Raw genomic sequence first — 14,206 nt, 5'->3', positions numbered from 1 at the left:
TCGTATGCCTATCGCCAAGGTCAACGGCGTCGAAACCGAGTTCGAACCCGGCATGACGGTTCTGCAGGTTGCAGAACTTGCCGGCCAGGAGATCCCGCGTTTCTGCTACCACGAGCGTCTGTCCATCGCCGGCAACTGCCGGATGTGCCTGGTCGAAGTGAAGCCCGGACCGCCGAAGCCGCAGGCTTCGTGCGCGCTGCCGGCTGCTGAAGGTCAGGAGATCTTCACCGACACGCCGATGGTCAAGAAGGCCCGCGAAGGGGTGATGGAGTTCCTGCTCATCAACCACCCGCTGGACTGCCCGATCTGCGACCAGGGCGGCGAATGCGACCTTCAAGACCAGGCTGTCGGCTACGGCCGTGACGGTTCGCGCTACGGCGAGAACAAGCGCGCGGTCGAAGAAAAGAATATGGGCCCGACGGTCAAGACGTTCATGACGCGCTGCATTCAGTGCACGCGTTGCGTTCGCTTCATCACCGAAGTGGCCGGCGTTCCGGACATCGGCATGATCTCGCGCGGCGAAGGCGCCGAGATCACGACCTATCTGGAAAAGAACATCGACAGCGAGCTGTCGGGCAATGTCAACGACCTGTGCCCGGTGGGCGCGCTGACGCACCGTCCGTGGCAGTACCACTACCGTCCGTGGGAACTGAAGAAGACCGAGACCATCGACGTCATGGACGCCCTGGGCTCGAACATCCGCGCCGATGCGCGCGGGTCCGAGGTCATGCGCGTGCTGCCGCGCCTGAACGAAGGCGTCAACGAAGAGTGGCTGTCGGACAAGAGCCGCTATGCGGTCGACGGCCTGGCCCGTCAGCGTCTGGACAAGCCCTATGTCCGTGAAAACGGCAAGCTGCGCGTCGCCTCGTGGGACGAAGCGCTGAACGCTGTGGCGTCTAAGATCAAGGCGGCCTCGGCTGACCGCATCGGCGTCATCGCCGGCGACCTGCAAGATGCTGAGTCGATGAAGGCGACGCTGGACCTGTTCCGCGCGCTCGGCTCGGCCAACACCGACTGTCGCCAGGACGGCGCTGCGATCGGGCAGGGGGCTCGTGAGGGCTGGCTGTTCAACTCCGGCCTGCAAGGCATTGAAAATGCTGACGCAGTTCTGATCGTCGGCGCAAATCCACGCACCGAAGCGCCGCTGCTGAACACGCGCCTGCGCAAGATCTGGCTCAAGGGCGCCGCCGAGATCGGCGTCATCGGCGAACAGGTCGACCTGACTTATGACTACAACTACCTCGGCGCCGGTTCGAAGACGCTGGGCAAGCTGCCCAAGGCGGCTGTCGACTTCCTGACCAAGGCTGAACGCCCGGCGATCATCGTCGGCGCGGGCGCCCTGATCGGCGACACCGGCGCGGCTGTGCTGAACGCTCTGGGCGCGCTGGCCAAGAAGGTCGGCGTGGTCAAGGACGGCTGGAACGGCTTCAACGTCCTGCACACCGCAGCCAGCCGCGTCGGCGGCCTGGACATGGGCTTCGTCCCCGCCGACGGCGGTCTGGATGTCGCCTCCATGCTGAAGCCGGGCGCGCTGGACGTGCTGTTCCTGCTGGGTGCCGACGAGGTCAACGCCTCGGCATCTAGCGCCTTCCGCGTCTATCTGGGTTCGCACGGCGACCGCGGCGCGCACGGTGCAGATGTGATCCTGCCGGGCGCCGCCTATACCGAGAAGTCGGGCGTGTACGTGAACACTGAGGGCCGGGTGCAGATGGCCGAACGCGTCGTCTTCCCCAAGGGCGAGGCCAAGGAAGACTGGGCCATCATCCGCGCTCTGTCGGAACGGGTCGGCCACAAGCTGCCCTTCGACACGCTGGAGCAACTGCGCACCAAGCTGATGGGCGACCATCCGACCTTTGGCCGCATTGACTATCTGGCTCCGGCTGCGTCGTTCGACGTGGCGGCTTTGGGGGCCAAGGGCGATCTGGGCGACGTCGCCTTCGTCTCGACCATCGTCGATCCCTACCTGACCAACCCGATCGCGCGCGCCAGCGCAACGATGGCCGAGCTGTCCGCTGAGCGGACGGCGCCGGTCGTCCTGGCGGCGGAGTAAATCATGGACGCTGCGACCTCCTTCTGGGCCACCCCCCTCGGCTGGACCCTCGCCACCATCGGCGGAATCCTGATCGTCACGGTCGGCATCCTGATCTCGCTCGCCTTCCTGCTGCTGGCGGACCGCAAGATCTGGGCGGGCGTGCAGATGCGCAAAGGCCCCAACGTGGTCGGCCCGTTCGGCCTGCTGCAGTCCTTCGCCGACTTCTTCAAGTTCGTGCTCAAGGAAATCGTCGTCCCGTCGGGCTCCGACAAGGTCGTCTTCCTGGCCGCGCCGCTGATCACCTTCATCCTGGCCTTCATCGCCTGGGCAGTGATCCCGTTCGCGCCGGGCTGGGTGATCTCGGACCTGAACGTCGGCATCCTCTACATTCTCGCGATCAGCTCGCTGGGCGTGTACGGCATCATCATGGGCGGCTGGGCTTCGAACTCGAAGTATCCGTTCCTGGGCTCGCTGCGTTCAGCGGCGCAGATGGTGTCCTATGAGGTCTCGATGGGCCTGGTCATCGTCAACGTCATCCTGCTGGCCGGGACGATGAACCTGACCGAGATCGTCACCCAGCAGACCGGGTGGATCTGGAACTGGAACATGTTCGGCGGCGGTCTTGAGACCCTGCCCACCATCATCGTCATGCTGCCGATGACCATCGTCTTCTTCATCTCGGCCCTGGCCGAGACCAACCGTCCGCCCTTCGACCTTCCGGAAGCGGAGTCGGAGCTGGTGGCCGGTTATCAGGTCGAATATTCGTCGACGCCCTACCTGCTGTTCATGATCGGCGAATACGCCAACATCGTCTTCATGTGCGCCATGATCAGCCTGCTGTTCTGCGGCGGCTGGAACCCGGGCTTCCCGACCGACTTCCTGGACAGCTGGCCGACCTTCCTGGCCAACCTGTTCTACTTCCTGGTCCTGGCGACCAAGATCGTCTTCTGGTTCTTCATGATCGCCCTGGTGAAAGCCTTCGTGCCGCGCTACCGCTATGACCAACTGATGCGCCTGGGCTGGAAGATCTTCCTGCCGTCATCGCTGATCGCTGTGGTCGTCGTGGCGGCCTGGCGCGTGTTCGCGGTGGGCGCGTAATGGGCCTTCGCGCCACATTGCTGAGCTGCCTGGTCCTCGCGGGCGCCACCGGCGCCTGCGCTCCCTATGAGGCCGAGCCGGTCTCGGTCTATCAGTGGGAACGCAAGGTGGAGCAGGTTCAGCGCCAGGACGCCGAACGCCAACGCCTTTGCCAGACCCTCGACAAGGAAAGCGCGCGCTATCAACGCGACTGCGCCGGAGTGAAATCGTAATGCTGACCCGTATCGTTCAGGCGGCCAAGGGCGCGATGCTGACCGACATGTTCAGCGCCGTCGGCCTGTCGATGAAGTACATGCTGAAGCCGAAGGCGACGGTGAACTATCCGTTCGAGCGCAACCCGCAGTCGCCGCGTTTCCGCGGCGAACACGCGCTGCGCCGCTATCCGAACGGTGAAGAACGCTGCATCGCCTGCAAGCTGTGCGAAGCCATCTGCCCGGCCCAGGCCATCACCATCGAGGCCGAACCGCGCGCCGACGGCAGCCGCCGCACGACGCGCTACGACATCGACATGGTCAAATGCATCTACTGCGGCCTGTGCCAGGAGGCCTGCCCGGTGGACGCCATCGTCGAGGGGCCGAACAGCGAGTTCGCCACCGAGACGCGCGAAGAACTGCTCTATGACAAGGTCCGTTTGCTGGATAATGGCGACCGCTGGGAACGGCTGATCGCGAAGAATCTGGAACTCGACGCTCCGTATCGCTAAACCGAGCCGCGATTCCGCCATGGGATCGCTGCGCAAGACTTTGAAGGGGGCTTTGTCCCACCCATGCTGCAAGGCATAGCGTTCTATCTTCTGGCGACGGTCGCCGTGGTTTCGGGCCTTCTGGTCGTGACCGCGCGAAATCCCGTGCACTCCGTCCTGTGGCTGATCCTCAGCTTCTTCTCGGCCGCCGGCCTGTTCGTCCTCTTGGGCGCAGAGTTCCTGGCGATGCTGCTGGTGGTCGTCTACGTCGGCGCCGTCGCGGTGCTGTTCCTGTTCGTGGTCATGATGCTGGACGTCGACTTCGTCCGCCTCCGCGAAGGCTACGCCCGCTACCTGCCGCTGGCGGGGATCGTCGCCGGCGTGTTGCTGGCCGAGATGATCATGGTGTCGATCACCGTGGTTCAGGGCGGAGCCGCCAAGGCGGCGCTCGCGCCGGCCGTGGCTGGCCCTGACGCGTCGAACGTCGAGACGATCGGCCGGGTGCTCTACACGGACTACGTCTATTTCTTCCAGGCTGCGGGCATTGTGCTGCTGATCGCCATGATCGGCGCCATCGTCCTGACCCTGCGTCATCGCCCCAATGTGCGTCGCCAGGACCTGGCCAGCCAGGCCAACCGCGAACGCGCCAAGTCGGTCGAGGTCAAGACCGCGCCGACCGGGCAGGGCGTCACCCCCGAGGAGCTTCTGTGATGGACATCTCGCTCCAGCACTATCTGGCGGTCGCCGCCATGCTGTTCACCATCGGCGTGTTCGGCATCTTCGTGAACCGCAAGAACGTCATCATCATCCTGATGTCGATCGAGCTGATCCTGCTCGCGGTGAACATCAATTTCGTCGCCTTTTCGACCTACCTCAACGACGTGTCGGGCCAACTGATGGCCATGTTCGTCCTGACCGTGGCCGCCGCCGAGGCCGCTGTCGGCCTGGCGATCCTGGTGACCTTCTTCCGTAACCGCGGCGACATCGCAGTCGACGACGCCTCCGTGATGAAGGGCTGACCGGACCGTGACTATCCAGACTCTCGTTGTTCTCGGCGTCTTCGCCCCTCTTCTGGGGGCGATGATCGCCGGCTTCTTCGGACGCCGGATCGGCAACGTCGCCTCGCAAGCGGTGACGACCGGCCTGCTGTTCTTCGCCTGCGCCGTCTCCTGGACGGTGTTCAGCGCCTGGACCTGGGGCGGCCTCGAAGCCTTCACCGTCAAGATCGCGCCCTTCATTCACGTCGGCGACTTCCAGTCGAACTGGGCGATCCGCGTCGACGCCATGTCGGCCACCATGCTGATCGTGGTGACCAGCGTCTCGTCGCTGGTTCACCTCTATTCCTGGGGCTATATGGCCCAGGACGACAGCCGGCCGCGCTTCTTCGCCTATCTGTCGCTGTTCACCTTCATGATGCTGGCGCTGGTGACGGCCGCCGACTTCCTGCAGATGTTCTTCGGCTGGGAAGGCGTGGGCCTGGCGTCCTATCTGCTGATCGGCTTCTGGTACAAGAAGTCCACGGCCTCGGCCGCCGCCATCAAGGCCTTCGTGGTCAACCGCGTCGGCGACTTCGGCTTCCTGCTCGGCATGATGACCATCTTCTGGATGTTCGGCACGATCGAGTTCGCCAAGCTGTTCCCGCTGATCGCTGGCAAGACCGGCGCGGGCTGGGAATTCCTGGGCCACAACTGGTCGGCTCTGGATCTGGCCGGCGTGCTGCTGTTCATCGGCGCCATGGGCAAGTCGGCGCAGTTCTTCCTGCACACCTGGCTGCCGGACGCGATGGAGGGCCCGACGCCCGTGTCGGCGCTGATCCACGCGGCGACCATGGTCACCGCCGGCGTTTTCATGGTCTGCCTGCTGTCGCCGCTGTATGAGCACGCGCCGATCGCGTCGCTGTTCATCGCCATCATCGGCGGAATCACGGCCATCTTCGCCGCAACCGTCGGCATGATGCAGAACGACATCAAGCGGGTCATCGCCTATTCGACCTGTTCGCAACTGGGCTACATGTTCTTCGCGGCGGGCGTCGGCGCCTATCAGCCAGCCATGTTCCACCTGTTCACGCACGCCTTCTTCAAGGCTCTGCTGTTCCTCGGCGCCGGTTCGGTGATCCACGGCATGCACCACGAGCAGGACATGCGGAAGATGGGCGGCCTGTGGAAGCTGCTGCCCGTGACCTATGCGGTCATGATGATCGGCACCATCGCCATCACCGGCCTGGGCCTGCCCGGCGTCGGCGGCTTCGCCGGCTTCTATTCCAAGGACTCCATCATCGAGAGCGCCTATGCGGCGGCGACGAGCGGCCATTCGGTCGCGGGCATGTTCGCCTTCGTCATCGGCATCTCTGCCGCTCTGCTGACGGCCTATTATTCGTGGCGCCTGGTCTTCATGACCTTCCACGGCACGGCCAAATGGAAAGACGACGGCCATCACGCCGCCGACGACCACGCCTCGCACGCCCAGCTGGAGACTCACTCCGAGCCTCTGGACGGCGACGACGCGCATGATGATCACCACCATGGTCCGCTGCAGCCGCATGAGAGTCCGGCACCCATGGTCCTGCCGCTGCTGGTGCTGTCGATCGGCGCCATGTTCGCGGGCATGATCTTCGCCCCGCACTTCATCGGTCACCACGAGGCCGAGTTCTGGCGCGGCGCCATCTTCGTCGGCAGCAACAACCATGTGCTCCACGAGAGCCACAACGTCCCGACCTGGGTGAAGTGGTCGCCGCTGGTCGTGACCCTGCTCGGCACCTTCGCCGCCTTCTGGATCTATGTCCTCAAGGAAGGCGTCGCCAAGCAGTGGGCCGATCGCAAGGGCCCGCTGTGGACCTTCCTCTACAACAAGTGGTTCTTCGATGAGCTGTATGACGCCGTCTTCGTGAAGGGCGCCAAGGCCATCGGCGACTTCTTCTGGAAGATCGGCGACGTGAAGATCATCGACGGTCTCGGCCCCAACGGCGCGGCCTGGGCTTCGCTGAAATCGGGCGGCTGGCTGTCGCGCTTCCAGTCCGGTTTCGTCTATTTCTATGCATTCGTGATGCTGATCGGCGTGGCTGCGTTCCTTGCCTTCGCCATCTTCACGTGGGGAGCCTGAGCCTCGTGCCTCACATTCTGAGCATCGTCACCTTCCTGCCGCTGGTCGGCGCTGGCCTGCTGCTGCTGGCCAGCCTGCTGAACAAGGGCGGCCAGGACGCCGCGGCCCCGGCCGCGCGCTGGATCGCCCTGGGCACGACCCTGGCCGTCCTAGCCGTGTCCGTGGTTCTGGTGGCCCAGTTCGATCCGTCGAACCCGGCCTATCAGTTCGTCGAGAACTACGTCTGGTTCGCCGGCGCCGGCTATCATTTGGGCGTGGACGGGATCTCGATCCTGTTCGTCCTGCTGACCGCCTTCCTGATGCCGATCTGCATCGTGGCCAGCTGGAAGTCGATCGAGACGCGCGTCGTCGAGTACATGATCGCCTTCCTGGTGCTGGAGACCCTGGTCATCGGCGTCTTCACGTCGCTGGACCTGTTCCTGTTCTACATCTTCTTCGAAGGCACTCTGGTGCCGATGTTCCTGATCATCGGCATCTGGGGCGGGGCGAACCGGATCTACGCCTCGTACAAGTTCTTCCTCTACACACTGCTGGGGTCGGTGCTGATGCTTCTGGCCATGCTGTGGATGGCCCATGAGACAGGCACCACGAGCATCCCCGAGCTGAAGAAGTACGCCTTCGACCCGGCCGTTCAGCCGATCCTGTGGCTGGCCTTCTTCGCCTCGTTCGCGGTGAAGATGCCGATGTGGCCGGTCCACACCTGGCTGCCCGACGCCCACGTTCAAGCCCCCACGGCGGGTTCGGTCATCCTGGCCGGCATCCTGCTGAAGCTGGGCGGTTACGGCTTCATCCTGTTCAACCTGCCGATGTTCCCCGTGGCGTCGCAGATGTTCACGCCGCTGGTCTTCACCCTGTCGGTGATCGCCGTGGTCTATACGTCGCTGGTCGCCTTCCGTCAGACCGACATCAAGAAGCTGATCGCCTATTCGTCGGTCGCCCACATGGGCTTCGTGACCATGGGCATCTTCGCCGGCAACGACACGGGCGTGCAGGGTGCGGTCTTCCAGATGCTGAGCCACGGCCTGATCTCGGGCGCGCTCTTCCTCTGCGTCGGCGTGGTCTATGACCGGATGCACACGCGTGAGATCGCCTTCTACGGCGGCCTGACGGCACGCATGCCCTGGTATGCCGCCATCTTCCTGATGTTCACCATGGCCAACGTCGGCCTGCCGGGAACCTCGGGCTTCATCGGCGAAGTGTTGACGATGACGGGCGCCTATCAGGTCTCGACCTGGACGGCCCTGATCGCCGCCTCGGGCGTCATCTTCTCGGCGGTCTATGCCCTGACGCTGTTCCGCAACGTCATGTACGGCGAGATCACCAACCCGGCGCTGAAGACCATCACGGACATCGACAAGCGCGAGCTGCTGATCTTCGTGCCGCTGATCGTGGGCACCATCTGGCTGGGTCTCTATCCCAACGCCGTCCTCGACTACACCGGGCCGACCGTTGAGGCCCTGACGACCGCCTATCGCGCAGCCATTGGCGGGTGAGAGCATAATGACTGATCTGTCCTCCGCCCTTCACCTTGCAGCCCCCGAAGTGACCCTCGCGGTCGGCGGGTTGGTGCTGCTCATGCTCGGCGCCTTTACCGCCGAAAAGTCGACGCGCCTGATCTCGGGCCTGTCGATTCTGCTGCTGGCTGTCGCCGCGGTGCTGGCCGCCGTCGGCCCGCTGGGCACGGCCTTCAACGGCGCCTATGTGGCCGATCCGCTGGCCGTCTATGGCAAGGTCGCCATCTTCCTGTCGGCGGCGGTCGCCATCGTCCTGGGCGACGGCTGGATCCATCGCAACGGCATCGCCAAGTTCGAGTATCCCGTCCTGATCGTGCTGGCCTCGGTCGGCATGTCGATGATGGCGTCCTCGGGCGACCTGATCTCGCTCTACATTGGCATCGAGATGCACTCGCTGGCCCTGTACGTGCTGGCCGCCTATCACCGCGACAACCTGAAGGCCTCGGAAGCGGGTCTGAAGTATTTTGTCCTGGGCGCCCTGTCGTCGGGTCTGCTGCTGTACGGCGCCAGCCTGATCTACGGCTTCGCCGGTTCGATGCGCTTCGTCGACATCGCCGCCTTCGCCACCGCCAACCCCGGTCCGGGCCTGATCTTCGGTCTGGTCTTCCTGATCTGCGGTCTGGCGTTCAAGGTTTCGGCCGCGCCGTTCCACATGTGGACCCCGGACGTTTATGAAGGCGCCCCGACCCCGGTCGTGGCCCTGTTCGCCACGGCGCCCAAGATCGCGGCCATGGTGCTGATCATCCGTGTCCTGATCGAGGGCTTCGGCATTGCGCACGCCCAGTGGGCCCAGGTCATCATCCTGATCTCGCTGATCAGCTTCGCCGTCGGTTCGTTCGGCGGTCTGATGCAAAAGGACATCCAGCGCCTGCTGGCCTATTCCTCGATCATCAACATCGGCTACGCCCTGCTGGGCGTGGCGGCGGGCACCCATGCGGGCGTCCAGGCCACGCTGATGTTCATGAGCTTGTACGCCATCGACCAGTTCGGCTTCTTCGCCGTCCTGCTGTCGCTGAGCCGCAACGGTCGTCCGATCCGCAAGGTCGCCGATCTGGCAGGCCTGAGGAAGGATCGTCCGCTGACGGCGGTGGCCCTGACCATCCTGTCGCTGTCGGCCGTGGGCATTCCGCCGATGTCGGGCTTCTGGGGCAAGTTCTTCGTCTTCGGCGCTGCCGCCGACGCGGGCTACTGGATGGCCGGCGCCGCCGGTCTGGTCGCCTCGGTTGTGGCCGGCTTCTACTATCTGCGCATCATCAAGGTGATGTGGTTCGATACGCCGGAGTTCGACGTGACGACGGACAAGGCTCCGGCCGAGGCCCAGGCGATCGCCCTTGCGGCCGCCGCTTTCTGCTTCCCGCTGGTGATCGTCGCCCTGACCTGGCTGGAGCCGCTGACCCGCGCCGCCGCCGCGGGCGTCGGGGCCGGGTAAGGGGCTTTGGCCGCCCCGGTCCTGATCCTCGACGAAACCGACTCCACCAACGCCGAGGCGCGACGCCGCGCCGAGGGAGGCGAGTTCGGCCCGCTGTGGATCACGGCGCGGCGCCAGACGGCCGGTCGCGGCCGTCGTGGACGCAGATGGGAGAGCGAGAGCGGCAATCTCGCCTCCACCCTGCTGTTGTTGACGCCCAAGTCGCCGGCCGAGGCAGCGCAGCTGACGTTCGTCGCGGCCCTGGCCGTGGCGGAACTGCTGGACCGCTATGTCCCGTCGGTCCTGGTCACGATCAAATGGCCCAACGACGTGCTGCTGGACGGGCGCAAGACGTCGGGCGTGCTGATCGAGTCCGGCCCGGCGCCTTCTGGCGGTCTGTGGCTGGCGGTTGGCATCGGCGTGAACCTGAGCCAGACGCCGGGCGACACCGAACGGCCCGCCACCTGCATCGCCGAACACCTGCGCCACGACGTGACCGCTGCGCCGACCGTCGAGGAGGCGGCGCAAGGGCTGGCCGAGACATTCGGCGTCTGGTTGGACCGATGGACGACGCTGGGCTTCCAGCCCATTCTCGACGCCTGGATCGCGCGGACGCCCGGTCTGCACGGTGCCTGCACGGCGCGGCTGACGCATGAGACCCTGACCGGCACGGCCGACGGGGTCGAGGCCGACGGGTCGCTGCGGCTGAAACTCCCGGACGGATCGCGGCGGGTGATCTCGGCGGGCGACGTCTTTTTCGGAGGGGCCGCCTGATGCTGCTGGCGATTGAGCAAGGCAACACCAACACCCTGTTTGCGATCCACGACGGGGCGGATTGGATCGCTCAGTGGCGGACCTCGACCTACGCCAATCGTACGGCCGACGAATACGCCGTCTGGCTGCACCAGTTGCTGACCATGCGCGGGCTGGAGATCGTCCAGTTGGACGGCTGCATCATCTCCAGCGTGGTGCCGCAGTCGATCTTCAACTTGCGTAACCTGTCGCGGCGCTACCTGAAGGTCGAGCCGCTGGTCATTGGCGACAATGTCGAACTGGGTATTCCGGTGCGTATTCTGAAGCCGAGCGAGGCGGGGTCCGACCGCCTGGTCAACGCCATCGGCGCGCACCTGGCCTATCCGGGCGACCTGATCGTCATCGACAGCGGCACGGCGACGACCTTTGACGTCATCGCGGCCGACGGCGCCTTTGAGGGCGGCGTCATCGCGCCCGGCATCAATCTGAGCCTGCAGGCGCTGCACGAGGCGGCGGCTATGCTGCCGCGCATCGCCATTCAGAAGCCCGATCGCGTGATCGGCAAGGACACGGTGTCCAACATGCAGTCCGGGGTCTTCTGGGGCTATATCGCCCTGATCGAAGGCCTGGTGGATCGCATGAAGGCCGAGTGGGGCAAGCCCATGACGGTCATCGGCACCGGCGGCGTCGCCTCGTTGTTCGAGGGCGCAACACAATCAATCGACCGGTTCGATCCGGACCTGACTATCCGCGGCCTACTCGAAATCTGGCGGCGGAATACCCACCTTTAGGGCCATATGAAAAAATCTGACTCCAACGAACTCGTTTTCCTGCCGCTGGGCGGCTCGAACGAGATCGGCATGAACCTCAACGCCTACGGCTTCGGCCCGGCGCATGACCGCAAATGGATCATCGTCGATGTCGGCGTGACCTTCGGCGATCCTTCCACGCCCGGCGTGGACGTGATCGTGCCTGATCCCTCCTTCCTGGAAGGAGAGAACATCCTGGGCATCGTGCTGACGCACGCTCACGAAGACCATATCGGCGCCCTGGGCTGGCTGTGGCCGCGCATCCAAGCGCCGCTGTATGCGACGCCCTTCACCGCCTATCTGATCCGCGAGAAGCTGCGCGACGCCAATATCCTGGATCAGGTCGAGCTGAACGAAGTGCCGCTGGGCGGCGACCTGAACCTGGGTCCGTTCGACGTGACCTTCGTGACCATCACCCATTCGATCGCCGAGCCGAACGGCCTGGCCATCAAGACCCCGCTGGGCACGATCCTGCACACCGGCGACTGGAAGATCGACAACGATCCGGTCGTGGGCGAGCGCACCGACGTGGAGACGATCAAGCGTCTCGGCGACGAGGGCATCCTCGCCATGGTGTGTGACAGCACCAACGTCTTCGTGGACGGCGTGGCCGGTTCCGAGGGCGATGTGAAGGTGGCCATGGCCGCCCTGATCTCGGACCTGAAGGGCCGCGTCGCGGTGGGCTGCTTCGCCTCCAACGTCGCGCGCATGGACAGCGTGATCCGCGCCGCTGAGGCCGCCGGTCGTCGCGTGGCCCTGGCCGGGCGTTCGATGCACCGCATCAGCGCCGCCGCCAAGTCGGTCGGCATGCTGAGCGACGTGAAGCCCTTCCTGAGCGAACAGGAAGCCCGCGTCTGGCCCGCCGACGAGATCCTGTATCTCTGCACTGGCAGCCAGGGCGAAGTCCGCGCGGCCCTGTCGCGCGTCGCCGAGGGCACGCACCCCTTCATCAAGCTGGGCAAGGGCGACCACTGCATCTTCTCCTCGCGGGTCATCCCGGGCAACGAGCTGTCGATCGGTCGCCTTCAGGACAAGATGGCCGACCGGGGCGTGCGCCTCTACACTGAGAAGGACCATCCGGGCATCCACGTCTCCGGCCACCCATGCCGTGACGAACTGCGTCAGATGTACAGCTGGGCCCGTCCGCAAATCGCGGTGCCTACCCACGGCATGCGCCGTCACCTGATGGAGCACGCCAATCTGGCCAAGGACATGCAGGTCCCGGAAACCGTGACGCCGCGCAACGGCGACATGGTGCGTTTGGCCCCTGGACCCGCGGCCATCATCGACGAAGTGCCCTCGGGCCGTCTGTTCGTTGACGGCGGCATGCTGGTCGAAGAGGCGGGCGAGGCCCTGCGTGAGCGTAAGCACGCGGCGACCAACGGCGTGCTGATCGTCAGCTTCGCCATGGACAAGCGCGGCAAGATCGTCAGCGACATCGATGTGCGCGGCATCGGCCTGCCGGGCGATGAAGACCGTCCGCTCGGCGACATTCTGGACGATCTGGCCGAGCGCGCCGAGCAGGCGGTTCGCAAGCTGAAGGGCGAGGCGCTGGACGACGAACTGGTGGTCGAACAGGCCGTCAGTCGTGTTCTGAAGAAGGCCAGCCAGCAGATCTGGGACCGCCGTCCCATCGTCGAAACCGTGATCCTGCGGCTGTAATGACCGACCGGCTTTATCTGCTGAACGCCGACTGGTTCGACGATCAGGGCGGGCCCTGGTATTGCCCGCCCGGCGCTCGCATCGAGGGCGTGTTGGGGCTCTATCCACGCCTGCGCGAGCAGGTTCAGGTCACGCATCTGGACCATCCTCGTCCGCGCGCCGCCGTGGTGGCCGAGGTGGGAGAGACGAACCAGAGCTGTCCGCTGCTGGTTCTGGACGGCGAGTTTGACTGGCCCGACGCCCAAGTCAGCGCGGAGACCGGCGCTCGGTTCCTGCAGGACGACGACATCCTGGCCTACTGGGCGGCTCGCTACGGCATCGGTCGGCCGCACCCGTAAGGCTGCCTCTTTCCTCCCCATGAAATGGGGAGGAAAGCCGGGGTCTGAGGCTCAACCTCCCAGCGTGATTTTGCGATAGTTGTCCCTGTCCAGGTTTCCGATCTCGACGGAGATCTGGGCCGGGCCCGCATAGGGCTTCACTCCCGCCAGCAGGGCCGCCTGCACCGCTTCGCCCAGAGCCGTCTTCTGCTCCTGGGTGCGGCCGGTCAGGATGCGCAGGTCGCAATGGACCATGGCCTGGGCCGGGTCGCCGTCGGCGATGATCAGGTCGTCGCAGCGCACGATGCGCGTCTTGCAGGCCTGGGTGGTGGCGCCGACCACGTCGACGCACAGCCGGTGGATCTCCAGCGCCAGGGCGCGCCAATCGGTCCCGTCGAAATGGGGGGAGTGTTCGAGGGTGATCTGTGGCATGAGGACGTCCTTGTTTCGCGCCTTTCCTTAGCCTGCCGACGACGCGGGCGGAATGCGAAGGGCGCACGAACCGTTGGATGGAATGTCCCGATGCCTCTTGGCCCCTTTACCCTGGTGGCGCTGTATCTGACCGCGTGGTGGATCGTGCTGTTCATGATCCTGCCGCTGGGATCGTCGAAGCAGGTCGAGACGCCGCCGACCGACGGCAGCCAGTGGGGCGCCCCCGCGGACCCGCAACTGAAGAAAAAGTTCATCACCACCACCTGGGTGTCCGCCATCGTCTGGGTGGTGATCGTCGCGATCATCTGGTCCGGCTGGATGCCGCTGCCGGACTTCTCGCGCGCGCCTGCGCTCTAGCTTTCGCCCCATTCGCCCGGTTAAATCTCGGGCCTGACTGATT

15 protein-coding genes are annotated in these 14,206 nt (G+C 65.0%); 14 read left to right on the top strand and 1 reads right to left on the bottom strand.

Annotated features, from left to right (window positions below; genetic code table 11):
- The first annotated feature begins 4 nt into the window (after positions 1–4).
- The 13 genes from nuoG to AB4Y68_RS02045 all read left to right on the top strand — a co-directional run bounded on the left by nuoG (position 5) and on the right by AB4Y68_RS02045 (position 13,395).
- Positions 5–2,050: an NADH-quinone oxidoreductase subunit NuoG gene (gene nuoG, locus AB4Y68_RS02105; RefSeq protein ID WP_441453631.1), complete on the top strand. Its 2,046-nt coding sequence runs from the start codon at positions 5–7 to the stop codon at positions 2,048–2,050.
- A 3-nt stretch (positions 2,051–2,053) separates the two neighbouring features.
- On the top strand, positions 2,054–3,130 hold the full coding sequence (gene nuoH / locus AB4Y68_RS02100) for an NADH-quinone oxidoreductase subunit NuoH (protein ID WP_441453629.1): 1,077 nt from the start codon (positions 2,054–2,056) through the stop codon (positions 3,128–3,130).
- The gene (locus AB4Y68_RS02095; RefSeq protein ID WP_441453627.1) at positions 3,130–3,342 is read left to right on the top strand and encodes a hypothetical protein; all 213 of its coding nucleotides are present in this window, start codon (positions 3,130–3,132) and stop codon (positions 3,340–3,342) included. Before nuoH ends, AB4Y68_RS02095 begins: the two co-directional genes overlap by 1 nt.
- A complete protein-coding gene (gene nuoI, locus AB4Y68_RS02090; protein WP_441453626.1) occupies positions 3,342–3,833 on the top strand; it encodes an NADH-quinone oxidoreductase subunit NuoI in 492 nt (163 codons plus the stop codon). The genes AB4Y68_RS02095 and nuoI overlap by 1 nt, the downstream gene beginning before the upstream one ends.
- A 63-nt stretch (positions 3,834–3,896) precedes the next feature.
- The gene (locus tag AB4Y68_RS02085) at positions 3,897–4,523 is read left to right on the top strand and encodes an NADH-quinone oxidoreductase subunit J (protein WP_441453624.1); all 627 of its coding nucleotides are present in this window, start codon (positions 3,897–3,899) and stop codon (positions 4,521–4,523) included.
- The gene (gene nuoK / locus AB4Y68_RS02080) at positions 4,523–4,831 is read left to right on the top strand and encodes an NADH-quinone oxidoreductase subunit NuoK (protein ID WP_441453622.1); all 309 of its coding nucleotides are present in this window, start codon (positions 4,523–4,525) and stop codon (positions 4,829–4,831) included. The genes AB4Y68_RS02085 and nuoK overlap by 1 nt, the downstream gene beginning before the upstream one ends.
- A gap of 13 nt (positions 4,832–4,844) precedes the next feature.
- Positions 4,845–6,911, top strand: a complete 2,067-nt coding sequence (nuoL, locus tag AB4Y68_RS02075; RefSeq protein WP_441453813.1) for an NADH-quinone oxidoreductase subunit L — start codon at positions 4,845–4,847, stop codon at positions 6,909–6,911.
- Between the two features lie 5 nt (positions 6,912–6,916).
- Positions 6,917–8,404: an NADH-quinone oxidoreductase subunit M gene (locus AB4Y68_RS02070; RefSeq protein WP_441453620.1), complete on the top strand. Its 1,488-nt coding sequence runs from the start codon at positions 6,917–6,919 to the stop codon at positions 8,402–8,404.
- Positions 8,405–8,411: 7 nt separating this feature from the next.
- Positions 8,412–9,854, top strand: coding sequence for an NADH-quinone oxidoreductase subunit NuoN (gene nuoN / locus AB4Y68_RS02065; RefSeq protein ID WP_441453618.1), 1,443 nt, complete (start codon positions 8,412–8,414; stop codon positions 9,852–9,854).
- 6 nt (positions 9,855–9,860) lie between these two features.
- On the top strand, positions 9,861–10,607 hold the full coding sequence (locus AB4Y68_RS02060) for a biotin--[acetyl-CoA-carboxylase] ligase (RefSeq protein WP_441453617.1): 747 nt from the start codon (positions 9,861–9,863) through the stop codon (positions 10,605–10,607).
- Entirely contained in the window at positions 10,604–11,377 is a 774-nt protein-coding gene (locus AB4Y68_RS02055; protein ID WP_441453811.1) for a type III pantothenate kinase, read from the top strand. The genes AB4Y68_RS02060 and AB4Y68_RS02055 overlap by 4 nt, the downstream gene beginning before the upstream one ends.
- Before the next feature lie 6 nt (positions 11,378–11,383).
- On the top strand, positions 11,384–13,057 hold the full coding sequence (locus AB4Y68_RS02050; RefSeq protein ID WP_441453615.1) for a ribonuclease J: 1,674 nt from the start codon (positions 11,384–11,386) through the stop codon (positions 13,055–13,057).
- Positions 13,057–13,395: a DUF3088 family protein gene (locus tag AB4Y68_RS02045; protein ID WP_441453613.1), complete on the top strand. Its 339-nt coding sequence runs from the start codon at positions 13,057–13,059 to the stop codon at positions 13,393–13,395. The genes AB4Y68_RS02050 and AB4Y68_RS02045 overlap by 1 nt, the downstream gene beginning before the upstream one ends.
- 51 nt (positions 13,396–13,446) lie before the next feature.
- On the opposite strand, the gene AB4Y68_RS02040 is transcribed toward AB4Y68_RS02045, so the two are convergent.
- Complete coding sequence (locus AB4Y68_RS02040) at positions 13,447–13,806, bottom strand: 5-carboxymethyl-2-hydroxymuconate Delta-isomerase (protein ID WP_441453611.1); 360 nt, start codon at positions 13,804–13,806, stop codon at positions 13,447–13,449.
- A 90-nt stretch (positions 13,807–13,896) separates the two neighbouring features.
- Between AB4Y68_RS02040 and AB4Y68_RS02035 the strand changes: the two genes are divergently transcribed.
- Positions 13,897–14,163 (top strand): DUF1467 family protein, encoded by a 267-nt coding sequence (locus tag AB4Y68_RS02035; RefSeq protein WP_441453609.1) that lies wholly within the window; start codon positions 13,897–13,899, stop codon positions 14,161–14,163.
- Positions 14,164–14,206: the final 43 nt, after the last annotated feature.

It is taken from the genome of Brevundimonas sp. 2YAF1, from assembly GCF_052114745.1.
Taxonomy (GTDB): domain Bacteria; phylum Pseudomonadota; class Alphaproteobacteria; order Caulobacterales; family Caulobacteraceae; genus Brevundimonas.
Note: the sequence above shows the minus strand (reverse complement) of the source record. Positions and strands in the feature narration are given on the sequence as shown.

Bases quoted from the DNA above. Each gene is read 5' to 3' on its own strand.
- nuoH (WP_441453629.1), top strand. From the start codon at position 2,054: ATGGACGCTGCGACCTCCTTCTGGGCCACCCCCCTCGGCTGGACCCTC.
- AB4Y68_RS02045 (WP_441453613.1), top strand. From the start codon at position 13,057: ATGACCGACCGGCTTTATCTGCTGAACGCCGACTGGTTCGACGATCAG.
- AB4Y68_RS02050 (WP_441453615.1), top strand. From the start codon at position 11,384: ATGAAAAAATCTGACTCCAACGAACTCGTTTTCCTGCCGCTGGGCGGC.
- AB4Y68_RS02085 (WP_441453624.1), top strand. From the start codon at position 3,897: ATGCTGCAAGGCATAGCGTTCTATCTTCTGGCGACGGTCGCCGTGGTT.
- nuoK (WP_441453622.1), top strand. From the start codon at position 4,523: ATGGACATCTCGCTCCAGCACTATCTGGCGGTCGCCGCCATGCTGTTC.
- AB4Y68_RS02040 (WP_441453611.1), bottom strand. From the start codon at position 13,806: ATGCCACAGATCACCCTCGAACACTCCCCCCATTTCGACGGGACCGAT.
- AB4Y68_RS02035 (WP_441453609.1), top strand. From the start codon at position 13,897: ATGCCTCTTGGCCCCTTTACCCTGGTGGCGCTGTATCTGACCGCGTGG.
- nuoN (WP_441453618.1), top strand. From the start codon at position 8,412: ATGACTGATCTGTCCTCCGCCCTTCACCTTGCAGCCCCCGAAGTGACC.
- nuoG (WP_441453631.1), top strand. From the start codon at position 5: ATGCCTATCGCCAAGGTCAACGGCGTCGAAACCGAGTTCGAACCCGGC.
- nuoI (WP_441453626.1), top strand. From the start codon at position 3,342: ATGCTGACCCGTATCGTTCAGGCGGCCAAGGGCGCGATGCTGACCGAC.
- AB4Y68_RS02095 (WP_441453627.1), top strand. From the start codon at position 3,130: ATGGGCCTTCGCGCCACATTGCTGAGCTGCCTGGTCCTCGCGGGCGCC.